18 protein-coding genes, 1 pseudogene and 1 riboswitch are annotated in these 24002 nt (G+C 72.4%); of the genes and pseudogenes, 9 read left to right on the plus strand and 10 right to left on the minus strand.

The genetic code is table 11. The features are described from left to right. Positions 1–234 precede the first annotated feature (234 nt). Both H0E84_RS18140 and H0E84_RS18145 read right to left on the minus strand, forming a co-directional pair. Positions 235–1470: a peptidoglycan DD-metalloendopeptidase family protein gene (locus tag H0E84_RS18140; protein ID WP_180680054.1), complete on the minus strand. Its 1236-nt coding sequence runs from the start codon at positions 1468–1470 to the stop codon at positions 235–237. Between the two features lie 4 nt (positions 1471–1474). Continuing rightward, positions 1475–2590, minus strand: a complete 1116-nt coding sequence (locus H0E84_RS18145) for an NHL repeat-containing protein (RefSeq protein WP_180680055.1) — start codon at positions 2588–2590, stop codon at positions 1475–1477. A gap of 118 nt (positions 2591–2708) precedes the next feature. Then, positions 2709–2832, plus strand: a riboswitch (SAM riboswitch). 83 nt (positions 2833–2915) lie between these two features. Between H0E84_RS18145 and metX the strand changes: the two genes are divergently transcribed. Genes metX through H0E84_RS18160 form a run of 3 tightly spaced genes read left to right on the plus strand, consistent with a single transcriptional unit; the run spans position 2916 to position 6300 of the window. Next, positions 2916–3956, plus strand: coding sequence for a homoserine O-succinyltransferase MetX (gene metX / locus H0E84_RS18150; protein WP_180680056.1), 1041 nt, complete (start codon positions 2916–2918; stop codon positions 3954–3956). Beyond that, positions 3953–5191 (plus strand): O-succinylhomoserine (thiol)-lyase, encoded by a 1239-nt coding sequence (locus H0E84_RS18155; protein WP_180680057.1) that lies wholly within the window; start codon positions 3953–3955, stop codon positions 5189–5191. Before metX ends, H0E84_RS18155 begins: the two co-directional genes overlap by 4 nt. Then, on the plus strand, positions 5188–6300 hold the full coding sequence (locus H0E84_RS18160; RefSeq protein WP_180680058.1) for a homoserine dehydrogenase family protein: 1113 nt from the start codon (positions 5188–5190) through the stop codon (positions 6298–6300). The genes H0E84_RS18155 and H0E84_RS18160 overlap by 4 nt, the downstream gene beginning before the upstream one ends. Positions 6301–6352: 52 nt before the next feature. On the opposite strand, the gene H0E84_RS18165 is transcribed toward H0E84_RS18160, so the two are convergent. The 5 genes from H0E84_RS18165 to H0E84_RS18185 form a co-directional block, all read right to left on the minus strand. After that, the gene (locus H0E84_RS18165) at positions 6353–6928 is read right to left on the minus strand and encodes a hypothetical protein (RefSeq protein WP_180680059.1); all 576 of its coding nucleotides are present in this window, start codon (positions 6926–6928) and stop codon (positions 6353–6355) included. A 2-nt stretch (positions 6929–6930) separates the two neighbouring features. Next, on the minus strand, positions 6931–7548 hold the full coding sequence (locus H0E84_RS18170) for a hypothetical protein (protein ID WP_180680060.1): 618 nt from the start codon (positions 7546–7548) through the stop codon (positions 6931–6933). Positions 7549–7966: 418 nt separating this feature from the next. Next, complete coding sequence (locus tag H0E84_RS18175) at positions 7967–8470, minus strand: O-acetyl-ADP-ribose deacetylase (protein ID WP_180680061.1); 504 nt, start codon at positions 8468–8470, stop codon at positions 7967–7969. Between the two features lie 13 nt (positions 8471–8483). Beyond that, entirely contained in the window at positions 8484–8876 is a 393-nt protein-coding gene (locus tag H0E84_RS18180; RefSeq protein ID WP_180680062.1) for a DUF1622 domain-containing protein, read from the minus strand. Between the two features lie 8 nt (positions 8877–8884). After that, the gene (locus H0E84_RS18185; RefSeq protein ID WP_180680063.1) at positions 8885–10267 is read right to left on the minus strand and encodes an L-serine ammonia-lyase; all 1383 of its coding nucleotides are present in this window, start codon (positions 10265–10267) and stop codon (positions 8885–8887) included. Between the two features lie 45 nt (positions 10268–10312). Between H0E84_RS18185 and H0E84_RS20570 the strand changes: the two are divergent. Further along, a pseudogene (locus tag H0E84_RS20570) lies at positions 10313–10546 on the plus strand (glutaredoxin family protein); the annotation flags it as partial. A 430-nt stretch (positions 10547–10976) separates the two neighbouring features. On the opposite strand, the gene H0E84_RS18195 reads toward H0E84_RS20570, so the two are convergent. Genes H0E84_RS18195 through H0E84_RS18205 form a run of 3 tightly spaced genes read right to left on the minus strand, consistent with a single transcriptional unit; the run spans position 10977 to position 12836 of the window. Beyond that, complete coding sequence (locus tag H0E84_RS18195) at positions 10977–11525, minus strand: YceI family protein (RefSeq protein ID WP_180680065.1); 549 nt, start codon at positions 11523–11525, stop codon at positions 10977–10979. After that, entirely contained in the window at positions 11518–12117 is a 600-nt protein-coding gene (locus H0E84_RS18200) for a cytochrome b (protein WP_180680066.1), read from the minus strand. The genes H0E84_RS18195 and H0E84_RS18200 overlap by 8 nt, the downstream gene beginning before the upstream one ends. Continuing rightward, positions 12114–12836, minus strand: a complete 723-nt coding sequence (locus tag H0E84_RS18205; protein WP_425600506.1) for a YceI family protein — start codon at positions 12834–12836, stop codon at positions 12114–12116. Before H0E84_RS18205 ends, H0E84_RS18200 begins: the two co-directional genes overlap by 4 nt. 123 nt (positions 12837–12959) lie before the next feature. Here H0E84_RS18205 and H0E84_RS18210 point away from each other — a divergent pair, with 123 nt between their 5' ends. The 5 genes from H0E84_RS18210 (at position 12960) to H0E84_RS18230 (ending at position 23986) form a co-directional block, all read left to right on the plus strand. Beyond that, on the plus strand, positions 12960–16496 hold the full coding sequence (locus H0E84_RS18210; protein ID WP_180680067.1) for a hybrid sensor histidine kinase/response regulator: 3537 nt from the start codon (positions 12960–12962) through the stop codon (positions 16494–16496). Between the two features lie 77 nt (positions 16497–16573). After that, the gene (locus H0E84_RS18215; RefSeq protein ID WP_180680068.1) at positions 16574–20146 is read left to right on the plus strand and encodes a hybrid sensor histidine kinase/response regulator; all 3573 of its coding nucleotides are present in this window, start codon (positions 16574–16576) and stop codon (positions 20144–20146) included. 142 nt (positions 20147–20288) lie between these two features. Beyond that, positions 20289–21284: a ligase-associated DNA damage response exonuclease gene (locus H0E84_RS18220; RefSeq protein ID WP_180680069.1), complete on the plus strand. Its 996-nt coding sequence runs from the start codon at positions 20289–20291 to the stop codon at positions 21282–21284. A 28-nt stretch (positions 21285–21312) separates the two neighbouring features. Further along, positions 21313–22920, plus strand: coding sequence for an ATP-dependent DNA ligase (locus H0E84_RS18225; RefSeq protein ID WP_180680070.1), 1608 nt, complete (start codon positions 21313–21315; stop codon positions 22918–22920). 400 nt (positions 22921–23320) lie between these two features. Beyond that, a complete protein-coding gene (locus H0E84_RS18230; protein ID WP_180680071.1) occupies positions 23321–23986 on the plus strand; it encodes a metallophosphoesterase family protein in 666 nt (221 codons plus the stop codon). The last annotated feature ends 16 nt before the right edge of the window (positions 23987–24002 follow it).

Genomic DNA, 24002 nt, shown 5'->3' on the forward strand with positions numbered 1-24002 from the left:
GCCATGCCTTCCAGGCCCGGAAGCGGTGCAGTTCATGCTTGGCGGGATAGTCGGAGCCGCTTTTTGCTTCATGGTTCAAAGCCAGATTCGCGGTCTCCGGAGCCAGCGGCGCCCGGGCCGGGATATGCTCCCCGACTCGCCGCCGCAGGCCCGTGCCGCTGCGCGGTCCGGCCCGGCGCAGCGCGCCGGGCGTTCGCACAGGCCGCGCGGCAGTGCCGCGCAAGCAGCCTGTGCTCACCCATGGTCTGCTATCCGCATATTCCCGGCCCGGGCGCCGCACCGGTCATTCGCTTTCGAATCTCCGGCAGCCCATCCCTCCGAAGCCGACCAACGTTCAAGCGGGAGTCGCGCCGGGGTTTTGCGGAGAGCTGCACATGGATGTGCAGCGGCCCTGAGTCCGGCCATGGATGGCCGGACCGAAGGGCGGAGCAACACCCCCGGCGCGGCTCCCGCCCCGCGCAGTAAACCGAAGGCGCTCTTCCAAGGACCATCTGCCAGACACGGCGATTCATTGACGCAGCCCCGTGGCGACGGTGATGGATCCTCGAAACGGCTGGGGGTTGCTTGGCGCGGCTCCTGGAAGCGCAGGATCCCGCGCGGGCCGAACATGCGGAACGGGATCGATTGCAGGCGCATGCCGCGGTTGACCTGCACCACGAAGTGCAGGTGCGGGCCGCTGCTGAAACCGGTGTTCCCCGACAGCGCGATGCGCTGGCCGCGGCGGACGCGTTCGCCGCTGCGCACGAAGACGCGATCGGCATCGAGGTGGGCGTAGACCGCCATGGTGCCGTCGTCGTGCAGGACCCGCACGAAGTTGGCGCGCCCGCCGTAGCGCTCGTCGGTCCCGGTGTCGGTGAACCCCGACTCGACCTGCATCACCGTGCCGTCGCGCGCGGCCAGCACCGGAGTGCCGACCTCGATGGCGAAATCCACGGCGTGGCGATTCTCCGCGTCGGAGTGGCTGAAGCGGCCACCCCAGCCCTGTTCGACGTACAGCTGCCGGCTCTGCAGCGGCCAGGCGTACTCGACGTCGAGCGGCCGCGCGCCGGGATGCCCGGGCACGGCCTCGAGGCGAAGCTCCGCACCGCCGCGGGCATCGCCCTGGATCCGAGCCACCAGCACCCTGCCGCGCGCCGGTACCGTAGCCCGCGCCGGCAATGCCGGCTGCGCCATCGGGACCGCCGGGCCGGATGCGTGCAACATCACTTCGATCGGCCCGTCCAGCAGGTTGTCCGCCCAGGCCAGCAGCAACCCGTCGCGCTGCTCCAGGCGCAACCGCGCCACCGGCGCGGGCTCGACCTCCACCGCCACCATCGTCACCCCGGCGGCCGGTGCGCCCTCGCCGATCCGGTCGCCGTAGTGGACCACGCCGTCTTCGCTGGTCCACCTGTAGACGCGCGTCGCCTGCGACCCTGCCGGTGCGGCCAGCAGAGCGGCGACCGCCAGGGCCATGATCGTGCGCGCGCGCATCGGCTCAGCGCAGGCAGTCGGGGTCGAGCTGCAGCGCGCGCGCCACGTCGCGCAGGTCGAACGCGGTGACCGCGCGGTCGTCGTGCACCGCATACAGCGCGCCGGCGGGGAAGCGCGGCGTGGCCGCCGCGTGCAGCGCGACGCCGTCGGTGTTCGCGGTGATGCGGCCGCTGAAACTGCCGCGCGGCGCCAGGTCGGCGCGGGCGTAGACGTGGAACGTGGTCAGCGGGGTGAGCTGGTCCACCGCCACCCAATAGCCGCTCTCGGCGCCGCACGACCACAGCGCCACTCCCTCCGCCTCGCCGACGAAGCTGTCGTCGGGCAGATCGACGCCGGTGTAGCGCCCGTCGAGGGTGTACTCGCGCAGCGTCGAGACGTTGCGGCGGTCCTCGTCGGCCACCAGCAGGCGGTCGTGCAGCGGATCCCCGGCGATCGACTCGACCATGCGCAGCGCACCGCGTTCGCTGGTGTCGCCGAAGGACCCGAGGTATTCGGCCCGGAAGGTGCCCGCGGCGTCCGGACGCAGCCGATAGCGGCGTACCCGCTGGTCGAGCTCCGCGAGCGGCGGCACCACGTCGTGGCGTTCGCCGTACATGAAGCTGTCGGTCACGTAGGCCAGAAGCTCGCCGGGCGCGGACTCGTACAGCCAGATGCCGTAGGGGCTGCGCAGCTGCTGTTCGCCGAAGCTGCCCGCCGGGCGGAATTCCGGCAGTTCCAACACCTGGGCGCGCGGCGCATCGCGCTCAGTGACGAACACGTGGTCGCCGTAGACCATGAGCCCGTTGGGGCGGGTGAACTCGCCGGCAGCGCCGCCGTGGCGGCCGACGTCGCGCAGGCGCTCGCCGCTGTCGCCGTCGAACACCAGCAGGCGGTGGCTGGACTTGGCGGTGGCGATGACCCAGGTGGCGCCGTCCGGATGGATCCAGGTGGCCAGCGAATCCAGCTCGTCGTCGCGGTTCTGCTCGGTCACGAACACCTCCTCGACGGTGACGCTGTCGCGAGCCTGACCGACCACGCGCGCGACCGACGACGACGGCTGGGGAGGCGCGAGGGTCGAACAGGCGGCGAGGCCCAGGCAGGCCGCGGCAAGCAGGGGGGCGACGTAGCGGGAGGTCGGCATCGGCGAATTATCGCCGAGCCGCGCCCCGCGCGGTGGCCGGAACGATTGCACGAGAAACCATATCGCTCGATACGCATGAAGAGATTGACAAGCCGGATCCGCGCTGGCAGTCTCGCTCCATCCATCGAGACCGGCGGAGGGACAGGCCCTTTGATGCCGGGGCAACCTCCACCCAGCGCGCAGGCGCCGGGTGGAAGGTGCCAAGTCCTGCGGGGACCTGAGCGTCCACCGGAAGATGGTTGCGGACCGCCTCCCCCACGGCGGGCGCAATTCACCACCCGGCTCCCCGCGTGCATCGATGGCCCCTCCACCTCCGGAAGGCGCCATGAGCCTGGTCGATCCAGCGGTTTCCCGCCACGAACCGATTCCCCCGTATCCGCCGGCCGAGGTCCGCCGGGAGTCGGACGGCGCCGCCGTGCGCGGCGAGGCGGCGATCGACCTGGGCCTGCGCCACGCCGGAAGCCGGCGGGTGCGCCTGGCCTGGGAACTGCAGGGCGCGCCGGGCGCGCCGGTGGTGCTGGTGGCCGGCGGGATCTCCGCGCATCGCCACCTGGCGCCCAGCGAGGCGTTCCCGGAACCGGGCTGGGCCGGCGGGCTGGCGGAGTCGGGGCGCACGCTCGACCCGGCGCGCTGCCGGCTGCTGGCCTTCGACTACGTCGGCGCCGACGGTGCGCTGGACGTACCGATCGACACCGCCGACCAGGCCGACGCCGTGGTCGCGCTGCTGGACCTGCTGGGCATCGACCGACTGCACGCCTTCGTCGGTTATTCCTACGGCGCCCTGGTGGGGCTGCAGTTCGCGGTGCGCCACCCGGTGCGCCTGCAGCGCCTGGTCGCGGTGAGCGGCGCGCATCGCGCCCATCCCTACGCCGCCGCCTGGCGGGCGCTGCAGCGGCGCGCGGTCGCGCTCGGCCAACTGCAATGCGCCGACGCCCAGGGCCTGTCGCTGGCGCGGCAGTTCGCGATGCTCAGCTACCGCACCCAGGAGGAGTTCGCCGAGCGCTTCGACGCGCCGCCGGAGATCGTCAACGGCCGGGTGCGGGTGGCCGCCGAAGACTACCTGGACGCCGCCGGCGCCCGCTACGTGGCGCGCACCCCGATCAATGCCTGGCTGCGATTGTCCGAATCGATCGACCTGCACCGCATCGAACCGGCCGCCGTGGGCGTGCCCACCACGGTGGTCGCGGTGGAAGGCGACCGCCTGGTGCCGCTGGCCGACTCGGTGGCGCTGGTGGAGGGGCTGGGTCCGCGCGGCTGCCTGCGCGTGCTGCGCTCGCCCTACGGCCACGACGCCTTCCTCAAGGAAACCGACCGCATCGACGCGCTGCTGCACACGGCGCTGCAACCACACGGAGACGCCGCATGAGTACCCTCGACCAGACCGCCGCCGCCCCCTGTCCGGCGCCCGCCACCCGCGCGGTGCGCGCCGGCATCGACCGCGACCCGGCCTTCGGCGCGGTCACCCCCCCGCTGGTGCTGTCCTCCAACTTCAGTTTCGCCGGCTTCGCCGCCAAGCGCGAGTACGACTACACCCGCAGCGGCAATCCCACCCGCGACCTGCTCGGCGAGGCGCTGGCCGAACTCGAGGGCGGTGCCGGCGGCGTGGTCACCTCGACCGGGATGTCGGCGATCACCCTGCTGCTGCATGCACTGCTCGAGCCGGGCGACCGGCTGGTGGTGCCGCACGATGCCTACGGCGGCAGCTGGCGGCTGTTCGACGCGCTTGCGCGCAAGGGCCATTTCGAGCTGATCACCGCCGACCTCACCGATCCGCGTTCGCTCGCCGAGGCGCTGGCGCAGTCGCCGAAGCTGGTGCTGGTGGAAACGCCCTCCAACCCGCTGCTGCGCATCACCGACCTGCGCTTCGTGATCGAGGCCGCGCACCGTGCGGGTGCGCTGGTGGCGGTCGACAACACCTTTCTCTCGCCCGCGCTGCAGGTGCCGGTCGCGTTCGGCGCGGATGCGGTGCTGCATTCGACCACCAAGTACATCAACGGCCATAGCGACGTGGTCGGCGGCGCCCTGGTCGCGGCCACGGCGGAGCTGCACCAGCAGTTCAGCTGGTGGGCGAACGCGTTGGGGATCACCGGTGCGCCGTTCGACAGCTTCCTCACCTTGCGCGGGCTGCGCACGCTGGATGCGCGCCTGCGCGTGCACCAGGAAAACGCCGCGGCGATCGCCGCGCAGCTGCAGGCGCATCCGGCGGTGGCGCGGGTCTACTGGCCGGGGCTCGAAACGCATCCCGGCCACGCCATCGCCGCGCGCCAGCAGCGTGGGTTCGGTGCCATGCTGAGCGTCGAGCTGTGCGGCGAGGGTGCGGCCGCGCAGGAACGGGCGGTGCGCGCGTTCGTGGAGGGCCTGCGGCACTTCACCCTGGCCGAGTCGCTGGGCGGCGTGGAGAGCCTGATCGCGCATCCGGCCACCATGACCCATGCGGCGATGACCCCCGAGGCGCGTGCCAAGGCGGGCATCCCCGAAGGTCTGCTGCGGCTGTCGGTCGGAATCGAGGCGCTGGAGGATCTGCAGGCCGACCTGGCGGACGCGCTGTCGCGCGCCACCGCAGCGCAGCAGGCCGCGGCGCGCAAACGGGTGGACGCATGAGCACGGTGCTGCGGCTGCCGGCCGCCTCCCTGGCGAAGGCTGCGCCTACGCCGCGCGCCGCGCCCGCCGGGCCGCGACTGGCGCTGCTCGGCACCGGCACGGTGGGCAAAGCCTTCGTCGCGCGCTGCGAGCGTCTGCGAGGGCAGGGCGTGACGGTGCCCGCGTTCGCCTGGTTGTCGAACTCACGCGCGCTGGTGGCGGGCGACGAGGATCCCTGCGGCGCGGTCGAGCGGGCCCGCGCCGCGCCGGCGCGCGAAGGCGCGTGGCCGCCGTGGGTGGAAAACGAAAGCCTGCGCTGCGGCGACGTCGTCGTCGACGCCACCGCCAGCGAAAGCGTCGCCGGCTGGCACAGCGAGTGGCTGGCGCGCGGCATCCACGTGGTCACCGCCAACAAGCTCGGCAACGGCGGCGAGCTGGCGCGCGCCCAGGCCATCGCCGCTGCGCGCGGCGAACGCGGAGCGCGCTATGGCGATGCCGCCACCGTCGGGGCGGGCCTGCCGCTGCTGCGCTCGATCCGCGAACTGGTCGCCGGCGGCGATCGCATCCTCGCGGTCGAGGGCATCCTCTCGGGATCGCTGGCATGGCTGTTCGACCGCTACGACGATTCGCGACCGTTCTCCGATCTGGTGCGCGAGGCCCGCGCCAGCGGCTACACCGAGCCCGACCCGCGCCTGGACCTGTCCGGCGAGGACGTTCGCCGCAAGCTGTTGATCCTGGCGCGCGCCGCCGGCTTGCCGCTGGAAGCGCACGCGGTGCGCGGCGATTCGCTGCTGCCGCCGGCGCTCGCCGCGGCTTCCGTGGGCGCCGCCGATGCGCTGCTGCCGTCGCTGGACGCCCCGCTGCGCGAGCGCTTCCGGCTGGCGCACCGGCAGGGCGCGCGGCTGCGCTTCGTCGCGCGCTTCGACGAGGCCGGCGCGGAGCTCGGCCTGCGCGCGCTGCCGGTGGCGCATCCGCTGTGCGCGGGCGGCGGTACCGACAACCTGGTCGCGATCACCAGCTGCCGCTACCGCGACCAGCCCCTGGTGATCCGGGGGCCGGGCGCGGGCGCGGAGGTGACGGCGGCGGCGCTGCTCGACGACGTGCTGCAGGTCGCGCGTGCAGCGGCTTGACGTCGCCGCCGCGAGTTGACCGCCGAGGAACGCCGATTGGGGATCCGTCGCTCTAGGGCGATCGCTCCCGCGTGGCTTCTAGGAAGTCCGGATCGGTCAGCAGTTCGAGCAGCAGCTTCTGTACGGCGGTTGCGTAGTTGTCGAAGGCTGCAGGGATGGCGATCGCCCCCACGAACGAGGATTCCCACTCGTGTGCAGTCTGCAGGGCCTTGTCGTAGACCATCGCGTCGTCGCGCTCGACCTGGAACCTCGCGCCGACCAAGGCGGTGCCGATCTTGATGCCCGCGCCGTTCAGCTCGTTGTGCGTCAGCGTGCCGCTAATGCGAACATCACTGTCGCCGTCGTAGCGCCCCCCGGCCTTCAGCTCGTTGACGAGGGCCTCGCGCAGGTAACCCGCATACGTGCCGTCGCTGCCGGTGGTGAGGCGTGACCCCCGAACGCTGAGCGAATTGTTCTCGACTCCCGGGGCGGCCCCGAACGCTGCCACCTGCATCTGTGTGACTTCCGATTTCAGGAGTGCATCGCTGATATCGACCGAGGGTTGATAGGTGGGCGCCGGCATTGAGACACATGCCGCCAGCGACAAGGCGGCGACCGCAGGCAGGAGAAAGCGAATGGCTGCAAGCATGGTCATTGCTCCTCGAACAAGCGTCTGTCGCTGAAATCCTTCAAGGCGTTGAACACCATCTGATGGACGAGGGTGGTGAGCGCCTGCTGCATCGGCATCGGAGCGAGCCCGTCGGGACCGCCGTGATTGCCGATGGTCGTGTGCAGCGCGTGGTTGACCACCGTCTCGGTGGTAGTACCGTCCGCGGTGTAACTCACTGTGCAGACATAGCCGTCGGTGACCATGCTGCCGGCCAAGCCCAGAGTCAGCCCGGTGCCGAAGCCCTTGGCCGCGGCGTTGTCGGTCACCGGTACATTATCGATCACGACCTTCAACTGGCTGCCGGCAGGTACGCTGGCCGTGTCGGAAACGCTGCTGAACAGGCCGGATTCCTCGACGGCCTGGATCACCATCGGACGCACTTCCTGGGTGGCGCGCGCGTTAGCGTTGCCCTTGGTGCGGAACTCGAAAAGCACATTTGCGGAGCGCGGATTTGCAGGCGCGCGGAGGTCCGTCCTGCTAACCGTCGGCAGCGTCGGATCGACATAGGTTTTGGTACTCAGACACCCGGACAACGAGAAACTCAGCGCGAACGCAACCATCACCGCGCGCACCACGCGCGGTCCCTTAAACAGTCCCATCTAATCCCCCTGATTCGATTGGCGATCTCTTCGTCGCCCGGGGGCATGCGCCCGGGGCGGCTCACTATTGCGGAGCCGCGGCGAAAAGTAAATGGGTCGTCAGGGGCCTGGATCCGGTCGATCCAGCCCCGGCCGCGCAAGCTTTCCGTATAGCCGTCCTGCTGGCCGCGCTCGGTCCCGGCCGGCGGGGCGCGGTGGGGTGTCGGCGCCTTTCTGACCGCCTTGCCAGGGCAGCCGTCCCTCGGCCTCCAGGTGCAGGACGAAGACCAGCAACGTGCGGATCAGCACCATCGCGTCGAGTGTCATCAGGTTCCGAAGGTGTACTCGACGACGATGGTGCGGATGATGTCGGCGCCCCAGGAACTCTAGGCCGAGGATCAGCCCGCGCGGCGGCACGCCGGTCGCGTCCGGGGGCAAGTCACCCGTCCAGCAGGCGCCGGTAGATGGCCAGGTCCTCGTGCGAGAAGCAGCAGAAGATCACCCGCTCGATGTGCGGCGTCGCCGCGTCGAACTCGCGCACGGTATCGACGGCGATGCGCGCCGCCGCTTCGACCGGAAAGCCATAGACGCCGGTGCTGATCCCCGGGAATGCCAGGCTGCGGATCCCGGCCTGCGCCGCGACTTCCAGGCTGCGCCGGTAGCAGGAGGCCAGCAGTTCCGATTCTCCGGCATCGCCCCCGTGCCAGACCGGGCCGACGGTGTGGATCACGTGGCGCGCCGGCAGCGCGTGGCCGCCTGTGAGCCGTGCGTCGCCGACGTCGCAGCCGCCCAGGGCGTGGCACTCGGCCAGCAGGCCCGGCCCGGCGGCACGGTGGATCGCGCCGTCGACGCCGCCGTCACCCAGCAGCGACGTGTTGGCGGCGTTGACGATCGCGTCCACCTGGAGCGTGGTGATGTCGGCGTGGACCGCGACCAGTCGCATGGAGACACCCGGCTCAGTCGCGTCGGGGGCGCGGCGGGGTCCTGGCGTCCTCGCGGCCGGTCTGCCACGGCAGCCGTCCCTCCACTTCCAGGTGCAGGGCGAAGACCAGGAAGGTGCGGATCAGCACCATCACCCCGAGCATCAGCAGGCTGTCGAGGCTGTATTCGATGACGATGGTGCGGATGATATCCGCGGCGACCAGGAATTCCAGGCCGAGGATCAGCCCGCGCACGCTGTGCATGCGGAAGGCGAGATAGGCCTGGTGGCCGTCGCTGGCGCGCAGCTCGAACGGCCAGCGCGCGGTGGCGAACACGAACCCACCGATGATCACCGCCACGCCCAGCACTTCCAGGCCCTGGATGCTCCAGCCGATCCATTGCGCCAGGGGTTCGCCGATCGTCACCATGACGCGGCTCAGCACTCGATCACGTTCACCGCGAGGCCGCCGCGCGACGTTTCCTTGTACTTGTCGCGCATGTCGCGGCCGGTTTCGCGCATGGTCTTGATGACCTTGTCCAGGCTGACCTTGTGCTTGCCGTCGCCGCGCATGGCCATGCGGGTGGCGTTGATCGCCTTGACCGCGCCCATCGCGTTGCGCTCGATGCAGGGGATCTGCACCAGGCCGCCGATCGGATCGCAGGTCAGCCCGAGGTTGTGCTCCATGCCGATCTCGGCGGCGTTCTCGATCTTCCCCGGGTCGCCGCCCAGTGCCGCGGTCAGGCCGGCGGCCGCCATCGAGCACGCCACCCCGACCTCGCCCTGGCAGCCGACCTCGGCACCGGAGATCGAGGCGTTCTCCTTGTAGAGGATGCCGACCGCGGCGGCGGTGAGCAGGAAGTCGAAGATGCCCTGTTCGCTGGCGCCGGGGATGAAGCGATCGTAGTAGTGCAGCACCGCGGGGATGATCCCGGCCGCCCCATTGGTCGGTGCGGTGACCACGCGGCCGCCAGCCGCATTCTCCTCGTTGACCGCCAGCGCGAACAGGTTGACCCAGTCGAGCACGTCGAGCGGATCGGCCGCCGCCGCTTCCGGCCGCGTCGACAGCTCCTGGTACAGCATCGGCGCGCGACGGGTCACGTGCAGCCCGCCGGGCAGGGTGCCGCCCTGGCGGATGCCGCGCTCCACGCAGGAGCGCATCGCCGCCCACAGCGCGCGCAGGCCATCGCGGATCTCGTCGGCGCTGCGCCAGCACTGCTCGTTGGCGAACATCAGCTGGGCGATGGTGATGCCGTTGTCGCGCGCGCGCTGCAGCAGCTCGTCGCCGCTGGAGAATGGATACGGCACCCGGGTGGTATCGGCGACGATGCGGTCCTCGGCGGCCTCGTCCTGGTTGACCACGAAGCCGCCGCCGACCGAGTAGTAGTCGCGGCTGGCGATCTCGCTGCCCTGGGCGTCGTAGGCGGCGAAACGCATGCCGTTGGTGTGGAACGGCAGCTTCTGCCGCTTGTTCATCAGCAGGTCGCGCTTCTCCTCGAACGCGATCTCGTGCTCGCCATGCAGGCGGATGCGCCCGCCGCCGCGGATGCGCTCGAGCGCCGGGGGGATGACATCGGGGTCGATCAGGTGCGGCCAGTGTCCCTCAAGGCCCATCATCACCGCCTTGTCGGTGCCGTGTCCGCGGCCGGTCAGCGCCAGCGAACCGAAGACCTCCGCGCGCATGCGGGCCACGTCCTGCAGGCGTCCCGGCTCCACCAGCCAGCGCTCGACGAAGCGCGCCGCGGCGCGCATCGGCCCCACGGTGTGAGAGGAGCTGGGGCCGATGCCGATCTTGTAGAGGTCGAAGGTGCTGACTGCCATGCCGTTATTCTACGCGCCTGCCCCCTCCGTCCCGGTGTACCGCCCATGACCCAGCCCCGGCTCGTCCTGTACCAGCGCGACGACTGCCATCTCTGCGACCTGGCGCTGGAGGAACTGGCGGCGGCGCGCGTTCCCGAGTTCGAGAGCGTGTTCATCGACGACGATCCGGGGTTGGTAGCGCGCTACGACGTGCGCGTGCCGGTGCTGCGCGACCGCGAGCGCGGCGAAGAGCTGGGCTGGCCGTTCGACCGCGACACGGTGCGCCGCTGGCTGTCGCTGGCGGTGGCGGCGGCTGCGCTGCCGCTGGGCGTCGGCACGGCCGGCGCCGCCGAAGGCGATGTGGACCTGGCCAACCTGGGTGTAGTGGCGATGACCGAGCCAGCCGCGGACTGGGCCGGGCGGCGCCTGGCCGAGGTGCTGGACCTGGACGGCGTCGACCGGATCGTCCTGGTCAAGGCGGTGACCAGCGCGCCGGGCGATCTCGACCTCGCCAACGTGCGCCGCATCCTTCGCGGCGCGGTCGGGGAGGCGCACGGCGGCCGCAGGATGCGCCCGGGCATGCTGCGGATGGGCAGCGACGACGCCACCTGGGAGGGGCTGCTGCTGATGCGTTCGGGGGAGGTGTTCGGGTTCGCGATCGGCGCAGACGAGATCTGCCTGACGGGCGCCGGCGGGCGCCGCGCCTGCTGGGGCGAGCCCGGGCAGGACCTCAGTCGGCCGGGCGCAACACCACCCGCGTACTGACCGCGATCGCGTCGGGGATCACCGAGGTATCGCTCCACTCGCCCTCGCCGACGCCGAATTCGAGGCGGCTGACCGTGGCCCGGCCGGCGAGCACCGGCTCGGGTCCGGGCGTCCAGCTGAAGACCAGGGTGACGGGACGCTCGATGCCGCGCAGGGAGAGCACTCCGTCGGCCGCGTAGCGGCCGTCGTCGAGCGCGCGAAAGCCGGTGGCGGTGTAGCGCGCCTGCGCGAACCGCGCGCTGTCGAAGAAGGTGCGGCCGCGCAGTTCGCCGTCGTAGTCGTCGTTGCCGGTGGTGGCGCTGGCCAGCGGGATCGTGACGTCCAGGCGGCCGCCCGCCGGATCGGTCGGGTCGAACGAGAGCGTGGTCCGGAAGCCGGGGAAGCGGCCGCTGAAGGCCTCGCCCTGGTAGGTGCCGCCAAAGGCGAGGCTGGAGCCCGGCGCCTGGACGTAGTCGGTGGCGGTCGCGGGCCCGGCAAGAGCGAGCAGGGCGGCGAGCAGCAGGGCGTTACGCATCGCGAGAGTCCTTGGAAATGGTGGAGTGTCCGTCGCCCGCGCGCAGCCAGCCGCGCGGCAGCATCCGCGCCAGCGTGGCGTCCTGCAGGAACAGGTGGTGGTGGAACGCCGCCGCGGCGTGTACCAGGGCCACCGCCAGCAACAGCCAGAACAGCCATTCGTGGGCACCGGCGGCCAGTTCCCGCAAGCCGGCGTCGCGCCCGGCGATGGGCGGCAGGTTGAACAGGCCGAACCACTGCAGCGGAAAACCGGCGGCGGAATTGAACAGCCAGCCGCTGATCGGTATCGCGAACAGCAGCGCGTACAGCAGCCAGTGCGACAGCCGCGCCGCGTTGCGCTGCCAGCCGGGCACGCCGGCTACCGGCAGCGGCGCCCCGGCATACAGCCGCCAGCACAGACGCAGCAGCACCAGCGCCAGGATGGTGAGGCCGAAAGACTTGTGCAGGGCGTAGATGCGGATCTTGTCGGGGCTGTTGAGCATGTCGACCATGAGCAGCCCCACCGTGCCCTGACCGAGGATCAGCAGCACCACCAGCCAGTGCAGCAGCTGGCTGACGCCGCCCCAGCGGTCGGCGGTGTTCTTCCAGTTCATGCCGCGGACTCCGGCAGCCGCTGCGGGCGGAAGCGCAGCGTCGCCTGCGGCCCTTGGTCGTCGCGGTCCCGGGAGGGCGTCGCCCCGTCGTCGTCCTGCATGGGACCGGCGTCGGCGCGCGTGCGCGTGGCCTCGGCCTCGATATGCAACTCCACGGTGCGGCCGATCATCGAGCCCCACGCATCGATGCCGTAGTCGCCGCGGTCGAGCGTGCCGACCGCGGTGAAGCCGGCGGTGCTGCGGAACGGCGGCAGCGGGTGGCGCTTGAGCGCGTTCAACCGCACCGTGAGGGTCAATGGCCGGGACACGCCGCGCAGGGTGAGGATGCCGTGCACCTCGGCTCGGTCCTCCGCCAACGGCTCCACCCGCTCGCTGGCGAAGACAGCAACCGGGTGCCGCTCGGCATCGAGCAGGTTGCGGCCGAGCGCGGCGCGGTTCCATCGCGCATCCCCCAGGTCGATCGCGGCGATCGGGATCTCGGCGTGGAGCCTGGCTGCGGACCAGTCCTGCGGATCGAACACCAGCGTCCCGGTACTGCCCGAGACCGTGCCGATCGCGCGCGAGAATCCGGCGTGGTCGACGGCGAAGACCACCCGCGTGTGCACCGGATCGAGCGCGTAGGTGCGCGGCTCGGCCCGCGCGGCGCCGACGCTCAGCGCCAGGGCGAGGGCAAGCGCCGGCAGGACGGACAGGGGGGGCGGCGCGGAGAAGGCTGCCATCGGCTCGTTTTCCGGGGGGTTCGCCGATTCTACGGCCCTGGACGGCGGGCAGTGCGCGAAGGGTGGGCTTGCGTCCGCAATGCAGCGTTGCGAGGATCGACGGGCCAACCCGGGGGAAGGCCGATGCTCGACAGGACGTCATGGCTGTTGCTCGCGCTGTTGGCGCTTGGCGCTCCGGTCGGAGCCGCCCTGCCGGAAATGCCGCGGTTCCGCCAGCTGACCGTGGCCGACGGCCTGCCTTCCGACACCGTGAACGCGCTGGCGGAGGACCGCCACGGCTACCTCTGGGTGGGCACCGCCGACGGCCTGGCCCGCTACAACGGCATCGACCACAGGCTGTGGCGGCGCGAGCAGGGCCTGCCGGACAACGCGGTGAGGGCGCTGCACGTCGATGCGGAGAACCGGCTGTGGATCGGCACCGAGTCGGGGCTGGCGATGCTCGATCGCGGGCGTGCGCAGGTCGTGGACCTCAGCGACGGTGTCGGGGCCCCGGTCCCGGCCGATCGCATCACGGCGCTGGCTTCCACCGCCGACGGGGCGATCTGGGCGGGCACAGGGAACACCGGCCTGTACCGGCTCGAAGGCAGCGCGGCGACGCGCTACCTGCCCGATCCCGACGACCCCCGCGCGCTGCCGTCGGCCACCGTCTACGACGTGCGCACGACTCCCGATGGCGCACTGTGGGTCAGCACCAAGGGCGGCGTGGCGCGCTGGACCGGCGACGGGTTCGAGGTGGTCGCCGAGAGCGCCGTCGAGGATTCGATCGTCTACGACATCATGGTCGAGCTCGGCGGAAGGTTGTGGATCGGCACCCAGTTCGGCGTGTACTCGCGCGAAACCGACGGCCGGGTGGTGCCGGCACGCTGGGACGAGGACGCGATCGGCCTCGCCGGCAACAAGATCTACGCGCCTCTGCACCGCGACCGCAACGGGTTCTACTGGCTGGACACCCGCGCGGGTCTCGCCCTGGGCGACCGCGACCAGGCGCGGATCGTGCCGATCTACAGCCAGGTGCTGCAGGGCCCGGTGCTGCCGGATCTGGGCGAGGTGCTCGAGGACCGCGGCGGCGGACTGTGGTTCGCCAGCAGCGGTGCCGGGCTCTGGTACCTGCCGCCGAACTGGCATCGATTCGCGATGCTGGCCCGCCGCGAGGGCGAGGAGGACACGCTCGGCAACGCCGATGTGACCGCGATGGCCGCCGGCGCCGACGGCGCCGTCTGGCTGCATGGTTCCAGCGGCGTGCTCGACAGGCTCGACCCGCTGACCGGCCAGGTCGAGCACGTCCACTACGACCGCGATGCCGACTACGTGCCCGATGCGGTGCTCGAGGATGCCGAAGGCAACGTGTGGTTCGCGTACTACGGCGGGGTCGCGCGCCTCGGCCGCGACAGCGGCGAACTCCGAGCCTGGAACTATCTGGACGCGGAGGATGCCGCGATCGGCTGGCCGCACGTGGGCCTGGCCGAGGACGGCAACGGTCTGATCTGGGCGGCCACCCGGCGCCACGGGCTGCAGGCCCGCGATCGCAGCGGCCGGGTGCGCGAGCAGGTGGTGCCGGGCGACGGCCGCGGGCTCGTGGAGCAGGCGGAGATTCACGGCATCCAGCGCGCGCCCGACGGCGGACTATGGGTCGCATCCGGACAGGGGCTGCTGATGTGGAACGCCGGCGCGCGCCGGTTCGAACCGGTGCCGGGCGCGCGCGGTCCCGGCGTGGCCGCATTCGCCTCGGGCGACGGCGAAACGGTCTGGATGGTGCGCGACGGGCGTCTCGAGTGGTACCGCTGGGACGGCGCGGAACTGGAACTGCGCGAGGTCGTGGACGGCAGCCATGGCCTTCCGGCGGTGCCGTTCAACGGCATCGTCGTGGACGGCGCCGGCGTGCTCTGGCTGACCTGCCAGCGCGGGCTGGTCCGGGTGGATCCCCGGTTGAAAGCCGTGCAGGTATTCGGTGCCAGCAACGGCCTGCCGGGCCAGAACATCCGGTTGCCTCCGCTGGTGCGCCCTCACGACGGCCGCATCCTGATCGCCACCCCGGGCAGCCTGGTGATCTTCGATCCGGCGGCCGTGGGCTCTGCGGAGGCGGTGCCGAACCTGGTGATCGAGTCCGTCGGGGTGAGGCGCGCCGGTCTGGTCGAGACGCTCGATCCCGAAGCCGGCCTGCTCCTGCGCCACGGCGACCGCGACCTGCGGGTGGTCGCGCGGTTGCTCAACTTCAACGATGCCCGCAACAACCTCTACCGCTTCCGGCTGCGCGGCTACGACAGCGACTGGGTCGAGGTGGGCGCCGTCGGCGAGCGGGCGTTTTCGCTGCTCCAGCCCGGACGCTATCGGCTGGAGATCGTGGCGCGAACCGCACAGAGCCTGTGGTCGGCCCCGTTGGAACTGGACTTGGAAGTGGCGCCGCCGTGGTGGCGGAGCTGGTGGGCGTCGCTGCTCCTGCTGGTGCTGGTGGCGGTACTGCTGGGCGCGATGGCGACGGGATGGCAGCGTCGGGTGCGGCGGCGGATGGTCTGGGAGCGGATCCGCCACGAGAACGAGGTGTCCCGCAACGCCTCGGAGGCCAAGACCCGGTTCCTGGCAACCCTGGGCCACGAGGTGCGCACGCCGATGACCGGGGTGCTGGGGATGAGCGAACTGCTGCTGGAGACCCCGCTCGACGGCCGCCAGCGCCGCTATACGGAGTCGATCCAGCGCGCCGGCGAGCATCTGATGCGGCTGGTCAACGACGCCCTGGACCTGGCGCGGATCGAAGCCGGCAGGCTGCAGCTCGACCCCCAGCCCTTCGACCTGCGCCAGCTGCTCGACGAGGTGGCCGGGCTGATGGGGCCGATGGCGCGCCAGCGCGATCTCGGGTTCCGTCTCGACGCGGCGCGCGATGTGCCTGCATGGGTCCGTGGCGACGCGGTCAGGGTGCGGCAGATCCTGCTCAACCTGCTCGGCAACGCCATCAAGTTCACCGAGACCGGCTCGGTGGAACTGGCGGCCACGTGGCTGCCAGGCGCCGGCCTGCGCCTCGCCGTCACCGATACCGGGCCGGGCCTGAACGCCGAGCAGAGACAGCGCCTGTTCCGGCGATTCGAGCAGGCCGAGGGCGCGCGCACCGCGGCCCGCTACGGCGGCAGCGGGCTGGGCCTTGCGATCTGCCAGGAGCTGGCGGCGGCGATGGGTGGCCGGATCGACGTGGACAGCGCTCCGGGCGAGGGGACCCGCTTCACCGTCGAACTGCCGCTGCCGCCGGCCACCGCGCCGAAGGCGCCGCCGGCGCAGCAGCCGCAGGCGGCCGGTGCGCGGCGGCTGCTGCTGGTCGAGGACGATCCGACCGTGGCCGAGGTGATCGCCGGGCTGCTGCGCGCCCAGGGACATGCGGTGACCCACGTCGCCCACGGCCTGGCGGCGCTGGTGGAACTGGCGGCGCACGAGTTCGACACGTTGCTGCTGGACCTCGACCTGCCCGGCATCGATGGCCTGGCCCTGGCGCGGCAGCTGCGCGCCCAGGGGCGGGCGCAGCCCCTGGTGGCGATCACCGCCCGGGCCGATGCCGAGGCGGAGCCGCTGGCGCGTGCCGCGGGATTCGACGCCTTCCTGCGCAAGCCGGTCACCGGCCAGGCCCTGGCCGAGGTGATCGCCGCGGCCGATGCGATCGGCGTGCCCCGGCGCTGAACCCGTCGCCGGGATTTGCCGTCGCGAGCCATTGCGTCCAACCTGCGCGCCTGGCGGATGGAATGGATCGCGCGGGGATGGCCCAGGGGGTTTGCCGATGGAAGGGGTGGCTGGTGCTGGCGGCGACGCTGCTGCTCGTGCCGCCGCAGGCGTTGGCGGAGCTGCCGGACACGCCGCGCCCGCGCCAGTTCACCGTGGCCGAGGGGCTGCCGTCCAACCGCATCAACGCCCTGGTCGAGGACGAGCAGGGGTATCTGTGGATCGCCACCAGCGATGGCCTGGCGCGCTACGACGGCACCGGGTTCCGCATCTGGAGGGAGGAGCAGGGCCTGCCGGGCAACTTCGTCTGGTCGCTGGCGCTGGATCGGCGGGGGCGGCTGTGGGTCGGCACCGCCCGCGGCGGCCTGGCCTTGTACCACCCGGTCGAGGACCGGTTCGAGCGCTTCGACCGCGCCAACACCCCGGAGCTCGGCAGCGACGACATCTGGTCGCTGGCGTTGACCGCCGACGATGCGCTGTGGATCGGCACCGCCGACGGGGGCTTGCACCGGATGGCCGAAGGCGGCGCGATCACCCGATTCATGCCGGATCCCGACGATCCGCACAGCCTGCCGGCGCCCGGTGTGGTGAGCCTGGTGGTGGCGCCGGAAGATGGCACCCTGTGGGTCGGCACCTTCGACGGCGTGGCGCGATGGACCGGGGCCGGCTTCGAGCGATTGCCGCCCGGCACGTTGCCGGACCGGCGGGTCAACCATCTCCTCGTCGACGCCTTCGGCACGTTGTGGATCGGCACCCCCAGCGGCGTTACGGCCTACCGCAGCGACGGCAGCGCGGCGCCGACCCCTTGGCAGCCGCCGGGGGACGGGCTGTGGCCGGCGCAGGTGCTGCTGCACGACTCGCGCGGCGACTTCTGGTTGGACGTTCCGATCGGGCTCGGCCACGCCAGCGGCGGCGCGGTGCGCGCCGTGCCGCTCTACAGCGATGCCGCGCAGGGACAGGTGCGCCCGCAGTGGACCGCTGCGCACGAGGACCGCGAGGGCGGAGTGTGGCTGGTCAGCAACACCAACGGCCTGTGGTACCAGCCCGCCGGCTGGAGCCGGTTCACCGTGCTCAGCCGGCGGCTCGACGATCCCGATACCCTCGGCAATGCCCACGTGCGGGGCATCGCGCCGGCCGCCGACGGCGGCATGTGGCTGGTCGGCTCGGGCGGCGCGCTGGACCGGCTCGACCCCGACGGAGGTACGGTCCGGCACGTGATGGAGGACATCGGCGAAGGATTGATCCTCGGCGGCGTGCACGAGGACCGCGCGGGCGTCGTGTGGGTCGGCTGGCGCGGCGGGCTTGCGCGGATCGAGCCCGACAGCGGCGCCATCCAGCGCTGGCGCGGGAACGACGACGCGGACGCGCCATACGGCGAGGCGCAGAGCTTCCTCGAGACCGGAGACGGGCTGCTGTGGATCGCGTTCGATGCCGGTGGGGTGCAGGCCCGCGACGGGCGCGGCCGGGTTGTCCACGATTTTCCCCCGGGCGGCGGCGGTGGCCTGGCGCCGGGCGAGGTCGTCCGGAACCTGCGGCTGGGACCGGACGGCGCCCCCTGGTTCGCCGGTACCCTGGGCGTGCGCCGCTTCGACGCCGGGGCCGGGCAGTGGGCGTTCGTGCCCGGCGCACCGCGCGGACTCCGCTCGGACCTGGCCGCGGCGGCGGGCGGCGTGCTCTGGCTCGCAGGCTCGGGAACGGTGGAACGCTGCGACTGGGACGGCGGTGCGCTGGCATGCGTGCCCTGGTTCGGCGCGAACGAGGGCCTGCCGCGCCTGGCCTTCGGCGGCATGGTCGTGGACGGGTACGGCGCGCTGTGGCTAACCAGCGTGCGCGGCCTGGTGCGGGCCGATCCGGATGCGCGCACCGTGCGCATCTACGGGGCCTGGGACGGCCTGCCCGGGCAGGAATTCTCCGGGCGCCCGGTGGCGATGCCGGGCGAGGGCCGGATCCTCGCGGCCACTCCCGACGGCCTGGCGCTGTTCGATCCGCGCGCGCTGGGCCCGAGCGGGCCGGAGCCCAGCCTGGCGATCGAGCGCATCGATGCGCGCGGCGCCGCGGGGCGGCTGCGCTTCGCGGCCGGCGAACCGTTCGAGCTCCCACACGACGCGCGCGACCTGCGCGTGGTCGCGCGGCTGCTCTCGTTCCGCAACCCCCGGGCCAACGCCTACGCGTTCCGGTTGGACGGCCACGACGAGGGCTGGGTGTCCAGCGGCCCCGCCGGCGAGCGGATCTTCTCGCGGCTGCCGCCGGGGCGCTACACGCTGCAGGTCAAGGCACGCAACGCCGACAACGTCTGGTCCGAACGCGCCACCGTGTCCTTCGAGGTCACCCCGCCCTGGTGGCGCACGCCGTGGGCCCTGGCGCTGTTCGTGCTGGCCGGGATGCTGCTGGCGTGGTGGGCCGCCGCCGCGTACCGCACCCGGCTGCGCCGTCGCCATGCCTGGCAACTGGTCGAGCACAAGCGCGAGCTGGCCGAGCAGGCATCCGAGGCCAAGACCCGCTTCCTAGCCACCCTCGGCCACGAGGTGCGCACGCCGATGACCGGCGTGCTCGGCATGAGCGAGCTGCTGCTGGAGACGCCGCTCGACGGGCGCCAGCGCGCCTACACCGAATCGATCCGGCGCGCTGGCGACCACCTGATGCGTCTGGTCAACGATGCGCTCGACCTGGCGCGGATCGAGGCCGGCAAACTGCAGCTCGATCCGCAGCCGTTCGACCTGCGCGGGCTGCTGCAGGAAGTCGGCGGACTGATGGCGCCGATGGCGCGACAGCGTGGTCTGGCCTACCGCGAACAGATGGGGCGCGGGCTGTCGCGCTGGGTCCGTGGCGACGCGATGCGGGTACGCCAGATCCTCCTCAACCTGCTCGGCAACGCGATCAAGTTCACCGAGCAAGGCCAGGTGGCTCTGCGCGTGGACGAGATCGAGGGCGCGGTGCGGTTCGTGGTCTCCGATACCGGGCCGGGCCTGAACGCCGAGCAGAAGCAGCGCCTGTTCCGCCGTTTCGAGCAGGCGGACGGGGCGCGCACCGCGGCGCGCTACGGCGGCAGCGGGCTGGGCCTTGCGATCTGCCAGGAGCTGGCCGCGGCGATGGGCGGCCACATCGCGGTGGACAGCGAACCCGGACAGGGCACCCGCTTCACCGTCGAGCTGCCGCTGCCTCCGGCGGCGCCCGCGGCGGCCGAGGACGGCCCGGCGGTGGGTCCGTCGGCGGGCGTGGCGACGGCCGGGAGCCATGTCCTGCTGGTGGAGGACGATGCGATCGTCGCCGAGGTGATCGGCGGGCTGCTGCGCGTGCAGGGCCACGAGGTGACCCATGCCGCCCACGGCCTGGCCGCGCTGACCGAGGTCGCCGGCGGCGACTTCACCCTGGCGCTGCTGGATCTCGATCTGCCCGGCATCGACGGCCTGGCGCTGGCCCGGCAGCTGCGCGACCAGGGCTTTGCGCGGCCGCTGGTGGCGATCACCGCGCGCGCCGACGCCGAGGCCGAACCCGCCGCGCGCGCCGCCGGCTTCGACGCGTTCCTGCGCAAGCCGCTGACCGGCGAAGCGCTCGCGACGACCATCCGCCGGGTGCTCGGCGGCCCGCGGCGGGGCGACGCTGCGGGCTAGCCGTCGCTGCAGCCGCGGGCTGCCGGTCGGGGCGCGCCGGGCGGCCGCCGTTCCAGCGCAGCGTCGGTCGCCGAAGGAAACGGGCGGCCCCGCCCGCCCCGTGTCTGCGCACTCTCCACGCGTCGCCGTCCACACTGCGGCGATGGGTTCCACCGATCTCGTCGAGCTGCGCCCCGAAGGCCTGTACTGCGCGGCCGGCGGCTTCCATATCGACCCGTGGCGGCCGGTGCCGTGCGCGGTGATCACCCATGGCCACGGCGACCATGCCCGTGCCGGCATGGGCGAATACCACTGCAGCGACGCCAGCCTGCCGATCCTGCGCTGGCGGCTGGGCGCGCAGCGCTACCGACCGCACGCGCACGGCGACGCGTTCGCCCTCGGCGACGCCCGCGTGTCCCTGCACCCGGCCGGCCACGTGCTCGGCTCGGTGCAGGTGCGCATCGAGGCCGGCGGCGAGGTCTGGGTGGTCTCGGGCGACTACAAGCGCCAGGCCGATCCGACCTGCGCGCCGTTCGAGCTGGTGTCCTGCGACACGTTCATCACCGAGGCGACCTTCGGCCTGCCGGTCTACCGCTGGCCCGATGCCGCAGGCGTCGCGCGCGAGATCGTGGCCTGGCGCGACCACTGCGCCGCGCGCGGCGAGGCGGCGGTGCTGTTCTGCTACGCGCTGGGCAAGGCGCAGCGGCTGCTGGCGGAGCTGGCGGCGCACACCGACCGGCCGGCGCTGCTGCACGGGGCGATCGCCGCCGGCGTGCGGGTCTACCGCGAGGCCGGCGTCCCCATGCTCCCCACCACGGTGGTGGCGGACGAGGAAAAAGGCCGCGACTTCGCCGGCGAACTGGTGCTGGCACCGCCCTCGGCCGCCGGCAGCCCGTGGATGCGGCGCTTCCGCCGCGCCCAGACCGGCTTCGCTTCGGGCTGGATGCGGGTGCGGGGCCACCGCCGCCGGCGCAATCACGATCGCGGCTTCGTGGTGTCCGATCACGCCGACTGGCCGGACCTGATGCGTACCGTGCGCGAGACCGGCGCACGCCGGGTGATCGCCACCCACGGCAACACCGACGCGATCGTGCGTGCGCTCAACGAGGAAGGCATCGCCGCCGAAGCCTTCCGCACCGACTTCGGAGCCGAGCAATGAGCGCGGATGCAGGCGTCGCGGATGCCGCATGAAACGCTTCGCCGCCCTCTACCGCGAGCTGGACCGCAGCACCGCCGTCCTCGACCGGCGGGCGGCGCTGGCCGGGTATTTCCGCGCGGCGCCGCTGCGCGATGCGGCCTGGGCGCTCTACCTGCTCTCCGGCGGCAAGGTCGCCGGCGCCAGGCGACGGATCGCCGGCACCCGCGAGCTGCGCGAGTGGGTCGCCGCCGAGGCCGGGTTGCCGGACTGGCTGGTCGAGGAGAGCCACGACCAGGTCGGCGACCTGGCCGAGACCCTGGCGCTGCTGCTCGACGATCCGTCGGCGCCCGCCGCCGACGTCGGCCTGGCGGACTGGATCGAGCGGCGTTTGTTGCCGGTCGCGAACCGCGAGCCGGAAGTGCGCCGCGCGCTGGTGGTCGAGGCCTGGCGCGCGCTGCCGTTCGACGAGCGCCTGGTGTTCAACAAGCTGCTCACCGGTGCGCTGCGCGTGGGCGTGTCGCAGCGGACGGTGCAGCAGGCGCTGGCGGAGATGAGCGGTGTGGACGTCGCCCGCATCGCCCAGCGCATGCTCGGCGAATGGACGCCGACTCCGGGATTCATGCGCGACCTGCTGACCCCGGAGGCGCTTCCGGGCGACCGGCAGCAGCCGTATCCGTTCTTTCTCGCTTCGCCGCTGGAGGACGGTCCGGAAGGGCTGGGCGACATCGGCGACTGGCTGCTGGAGTGGAAATGGGACGGCATCCGCCTGCAGTTGATCCGCCGCGGCGGCGAGGCGGCGCTGTGGTCGCGCGGCGAGGAGCGCCTGGACGGGCGCTTTCCCGAGATCGAGGCGGCGGCGGCGGGCCTGCCGGACGGCTGCGTGCTGGACGGCGAACTGCTGGCCTGGGGCGACGACGACGGTACCGCCCCGCTGCCGTTCACCGCCTTGCAGAAGCGCATCCAGCGCCGCAAGCCGGGGCCGAAGCTGCTGGCCGATACCCCGGTGCGGGTGCAGGCCTACGACCTGTTGGAGCTCGAAGGAGAGGATCTGCGCGATTGCCCGCTGCAGCTGCGCCGCGAGCGCCTGGAGGCCCTGCTCGCCGCCCACGGCGACCCGCGCATCGTGCTCTCGCCGCAGGTCGACGCGGCCGACTGGGAGGGGGCCGCCGCGCTGCGTGCGCTGGCCCGCGAGCGCGCAGTCGAGGGCCTGATGCTCAAGCGCCGGGACTCGCCGTACCGGTCGGGGCGGCCGCGCGGCGACTGGTGGAAATGGAAGATCGACCCGCTCACCGTGGATGCCGTGCTGCTGTACGCGCAGCACGGCAGCGGCCGCCGCAGCAGCCTGTATACCGACTACACCTTCGGGCTGTGGGACGGCGATGCGCTGGTGCCCGTGGCCAAGGCGTATTCCGGCCTCGACGATCGCGAGATCCTCGCGCTGGACCGCTGGATCCGGGCGAACACCCTCGAGCGCTTCGGTCCGGTGCGCTCGGTACGCCCCGAGCACGTGTTCGAACTCGGCTTCGAGGCGGTCAACCGCAGCGCGCGGCACAAGTCGGGCATCGCGGTGCGCTTCCCGCGGATCCTGCGCTGGCGCCACGACAAGCCCGCCGCCGAGGCCGACCGCCTCGACACCCTGCGTGCGCTGGCGCGGTAGCGGTGGCCGCCATCCGCCTCCTTGTCCGTTCCCTGGTCGGCGGGTGCACGCGGGTCTGGCGGCGTTGCGCCGGCCAGGCCCGCGACCAAGGGCTTTTCGTTCCCCGCCAGCGACTGCGGACTGGTGCCGTCGCCGGCGCAGGACACCACGATGGATGCGGATACACTGCGCGCGATGTTCACGCCGGACCACCTGCCTCGGGGCCTTCATGCGCGCCTGAACCCTTCCGCGCTGGCGCATCGCAGGGCACGGATCGTCGCCCCGGTCGGCGGCCCGCTTTCGCCGTCGCTGCCGGGGCGTGCATCGCGCCCGCCGTGGGCCGGGTCGCTCCGCGGGCTGTCGGGCGCCGGGGCCTGGCGCGCCGGCATGCGAGGCGCCGCAATGCAGCGCGAGCGCCGCCATGGCCGATGACCGCGAGATCGCCCTGGAGGGCGAACGCATCGTGCTGTACGCCGAACGCGCCCTGTACTGGCCGCGTGCGGCGACGCTGGTCGTCGCCGATCTGCACCTGGGCGAGGGCGGCGAGCCCCGGCGCACCGGGCTTGCGGCGCCGGCGGCCGGCGCCGGGCACGACCTGGATCGCATCGACGGCCTGCTCGAGGCGACCGGCGCCGCGCGCCTGCTGGTGCTGGGCGACCTGCTGCATGGCCTGATCCCGGATGCGCCGTGGCTGGCGCGCTGGTTCGCCTGGCGCAACCGCCGCGCGGCGCTGGCGGTCGAGGTGGTGGTTGGCGATCACGATCGGGCCTTGCGGGTGCATCCTGCGCGCGCCGCCTCGATGGGCCTGAGCCTGCTCGGCAAGGTGCTGCACGAGCCGCCGTTCGCGTTCGCGCACGATGTCGACGACCCCGACGCCGTGGACGGGTATCTGCTTGCCGGCCAGCTGCAGCCGGTGCTGCGGCTGCCGGGGCTGCCGCGGCTGCCGGCGTTCCGTTTCGGCGCCCGCGCCGGGGTGCTGCCGGCGTTCACCGCGCTTCCGGGCGGCACCGCCTTCGAGCCCGTCGCCGGCGAGCGGGTGTTCGCCTGCGCGCCCGGGACGCTGGTGGAACTGCCCGCTTCCTGTTGATCCACCGGACCGGCGC

Origin of the sequence: Luteimonas salinisoli (assembly GCF_013425525.1) — a bacterium.
Lineage (GTDB): Bacteria > Pseudomonadota > Gammaproteobacteria > Xanthomonadales > Xanthomonadaceae > Luteimonas > Luteimonas salinisoli.